The sequence below is a fragment of the Streptomyces sp. ERV7 genome, assembly GCF_001653515.1.
Classification (GTDB): domain Bacteria; phylum Actinomycetota; class Actinomycetes; order Streptomycetales; family Streptomycetaceae; genus Streptomyces.
In genome coordinates this window covers 1-3,348 of the sequence record NZ_LYOY01000092.1, presented here as the reverse complement: position 1 = coordinate 3,348, position 3,348 = coordinate 1, and the positions used below count along the sequence as shown (strand labels likewise).

Here is a 3,348-nt window from a genome sequence, read left to right as displayed (position 1 = left end):
CCAGCTGGACGTCGGCGGCCAGCCGGCGCTCATCGACGTGGAGCTGGAGTTCTCCCGCCTCGAATGGCGCGGCGGCAAGCTGTCGCGGCTCAAGGTCCACTGGGTGCTGCGCCGCCTGGGGCGCCTGGTGGCCACCGGCTCCGGCCAGGCCCGGGTGCTGAGCCCCGGGGTCTACCGGCGGCTGCGCGGCGACCGGACCTCCCCGGGCGTCAGCGGCTACCTCCCGCTGCCCGTCCCCGCCGACCTGGCCGGCCGCACCCGCGCCGCCGACGTGGTGCTCGCGCCCTGCCCGCAGGAGCGCGTCTGGCGGCTACGGGTGGACACCTCGCACCCCACGCTCTTCCAGCGCCCCAACGACCATGTGCCCGGCATGCTCCTGCTGGAGGCGGCCCGGCAGGCGGCCAGCGCGGCCCTGGGACCCCTGCCGTTCGTCCCGGTCGCGGGTGACATAGCGTTCCACCGGTACGCGGAGTTCGACAGCACCTGCTGGATACAGGTCACCGACGCGGCGCCCCGGCGCCCCGGCATGACCAGTGTGCAGGTCACCGGCCACCAGGACGACAGCCTGGTCTTCCTCGCCACGCTGTCGGCGCCGCGCGGCGACTGACGGGCGCGGCAACGGAGAAGAGGCCGACGATGATCGTGGTGACCGGGGCGACCGGAACCGTGGGGGGCGAGGTCGCCCGGCTGCTCGCGCCCGCCCATCCGCTGCGCGTCCTGGCCCGACGGCCGGAGCGGGTGACGGTCACCGGCCCGGCCGTCGAGGTCGTCGGCGGCGAGTACGCCGACCGCGACAGCCTCGACCGCGCGCTCAAGGGCGTACGGGCGGCCTTCCTGGTCACCGGCAGCATCGGCGAACCCGACGACGTCCGGTTCGTGGAGGCGGCCCGCGCGGCCGGAGTGCGCCATCTGGTCAAGCTCTCCGCGCTGGCCGTCACCGACCCGGACGCCGACGACCTCATCACCCGCCGCCAGCGCGAGAACGAGGCGGCCGTACGGGAGTCGGGGCTCGCCTGGACCCTGCTGCGGCCGCGCGCCTTCATGACCAACACCCTGTCCTGGGCGCGCTCGGTGCGCGACGAGGGCGTGGTGCGCGCGCTGTACGGGGACGCGCCCAACGCGACCGTGGACCCGCGCGACATCGCCGAGGCGGCGGCCAGGGCGCTCACCGAGCCGGGCGCCCACGAGGGCCGCGCGTACGCGCTCTCGGGCCCGGCGGCGATCACGGCCGCCGAGCAGACCGCGCTCCTCGCCGACGCCCTGGGCAAGCCGCTCCGGTTCGAGGAGCTGGGCCCCGAACGCGCCCGTGCCGCGCTGCTCGCCCGCTATCCGCAGCCGGTGGCCGAGGCGCTGCTCCACAGCGCCGAGCGCCAGCGGGCCGGGGCGAAGGCCGGGGTGTCACCGGCCGTCCAGGAGCTGACGGGCCGCCCCGCGCGCGCGTACGCCGAGTGGGCCCGCGACCACGTGGCCGCCTTCGCCCGAGGCACGTAGGACGTACGGAAAGGGGCCTGGCCGGAAGCACCCGGCAAGGCCCCTTTCCGCCGCCTCAGCCGTTCAGCAGGAGCGGCAGCTCCCGGTGGCCGTTGGAGATGAACGACGGGAGCTGGGCCGGCTCTTCGCCCGGGGCCGCGAGGGCCACGTCCGGGAAGCGCTCGAACAGGGCCGACAGGGCCACGGTCGCCTCAAGGCGGGCCAGCGGGGCCCCCAGGCAGTAGTGGACGCCGTGCCCGAAGGCCAGGTGCTCGCGGCGCAGCGGACGCGACGGGTCGAAGCGGTCGGCGTCCTCGCCGTGCACCTCGGGGTCGCGGCCGGGCCCGGCGAGCGCGACCAGGATCGGCTCGCCCCGGGGGATCACCACACCGCCGATCTCGATGTCCTCCACGGCGTACCGCAGCGGCACATGGGCGGCCGGCGGCTCCCAGCGCAGGGTCTCCTCGACCACGTCCTCCCAGGAGGTCTCGCCGCGCCGGACGCGGGCCAGCTCCTCGGGGTGGGTGAGCAGCGCGTACGCGGCCTGGTCGATCAGATTGACCACGGTCTCGAACCCGGCCGAGATCATCAGCAGCAGGGTGTCCACGAGCTCGACCTCGGTGAGGCCGCTCCCGTCGTCCTCGTCGCGGGTGGCGATCAGTCCGCTGGTCATGTCGTCGCCGGGGTTGGCGCGCTTGAAGGCGATGAACTCGTTGAGCGCCACATAGAGTTCGCGGCCGGTCGCCTCGGCCTCCTCGGCGGTCACCTCGGTGAGGAAGGTGATGTCGATGAGGCGGCAGAGCCGGTCGCGGGCGCTCTCGGGGACGCCGAAGAGCTCGCAGATCACCTGGACGGGCAGCGGGCTCGCGAGCGCCTTGCGCAGATCGACCGGCCGGCCCTTGGGGGTGTCGGCGAGCTTGTCGAGGAGGTCGGCGACGATCCGCTCGATCGTCGGGCGCAGCGCCGTCGTCTGGCGTGCGGTGAACGCCCTGGACGTCAGCTTGCGCAGCCGGCTGTGCTCCTCCCCGTACGCGGTGATCATGCTGCGGACGGATATCCAGAGGGCGAGCGGCCAGGTGCGGGGGATGTCGCCGTTGATCCAGGCGGGCCAGTGGCGTTCGGCGTCCTTGGAGACGCGCGGGTCGGTCATCAGGCTCTTGGCCGCCTCGGCGCTGGTGACCGACCAGGCGGCCACGCCGCCCGGCAGCTCGACCCGGGTGACCGGGCCGTGCGCGCGGATACGGGCGATCTCGCCGTGGATGTCGGTTCCGGCGGCGTCGATGGCGAACGGGCAGTGCTGCTGGGGCATGGAGGTGCTCCGTAAGGACGGGATGGGGACGTGTGACTGTGCCGACTACTGTGGGCACAGGGGGAGATGTACGTCGATGCGGGTGCCGTTCCCCGGCACGCTTTCGACGGTGAGGCGCCCGCCGAGACCGTCGGTCCGGTCGGCCATCGAGCGCAGCCCCGGACAGCGGTGACCGGGGAAGAGCAGCCGCTCGGTGTCGAAGCCGATGCCGTCGTCGATGACGGTGGCGTGGGCCGAGCGGCGGGTGAAGCGCAGGGCCACGGTGATGTGGTCCGCGCGGGCGTGGCGAAAGCTGTTGCGCAGGGCTTCCCGTACGACGAGGAGGAGTTCGCGGCGGTCGGCGTCCGCGAGCAGCCGCTCGTCACCGGCCGCCTCCAGCCGGACGTCGACGGCGCTGGGCCCGAGAGCACGGGTGAACTCACGCAGGGCGTCGAGGAGCGGGGGAGGGTCCGGCTCGCGGCGCGGGGCGCCGGTGAGGTGCCCGCTGATGTCGATGGCCTGCTGGAGGGCCCGGCGGGCGGCGGCGAGCTCGGGGCCGCCGCCGGTCCGGGCCGCGTACGACTCCATAT

General features: G+C 74.4%; 4 protein-coding genes. 2 read left to right on the top strand and 2 right to left on the bottom strand.

Annotated elements, in window-relative coordinates:
- The coding region (locus tag A8W25_RS30695) for a ScbA/BarX family gamma-butyrolactone biosynthesis protein (protein ID WP_079126545.1) at positions 1-607 on the top strand (607 nt) is incomplete at its 5' end.
- Between the two features lie 29 nt (positions 608-636).
- Complete coding sequence (locus tag A8W25_RS30690; RefSeq protein WP_067167725.1) at positions 637-1,491, top strand: NAD(P)H-binding protein; 855 nt, start codon at positions 637-639, stop codon at positions 1,489-1,491.
- Positions 1,492-1,546: 55 nt separating this feature from the next.
- On the opposite strand, the gene A8W25_RS30685 is transcribed toward A8W25_RS30690, so the two are convergent.
- Both A8W25_RS30685 and A8W25_RS30680 read right to left on the bottom strand, forming a co-directional pair.
- Positions 1,547-2,779 carry a cytochrome P450 family protein gene (locus tag A8W25_RS30685; RefSeq protein ID WP_067167723.1) on the bottom strand — a complete coding sequence of 411 codons (1,233 nt, stop codon included), beginning with the start codon at positions 2,777-2,779 and terminating at the stop codon, positions 1,547-1,549.
- A gap of 45 nt (positions 2,780-2,824) precedes the next feature.
- A partial coding sequence (locus tag A8W25_RS30680; protein ID WP_079126544.1) for a sensor histidine kinase occupies positions 2,825-3,348 on the bottom strand: 524 nt, incomplete at its 5' end.

What these genes read in the sequence shown, in the direction of transcription:
- A8W25_RS30690 (WP_067167725.1), top strand. Translation starts at nt 637, where the DNA reads ATGATCGTGGTGACCGGGGCGACCGGAACCGTGGGGGGCGAGGTCGCC.
- A8W25_RS30685 (WP_067167723.1), bottom strand. Translation starts at nt 2,779, where the DNA reads ATGCCCCAGCAGCACTGCCCGTTCGCCATCGACGCCGCCGGAACCGAC.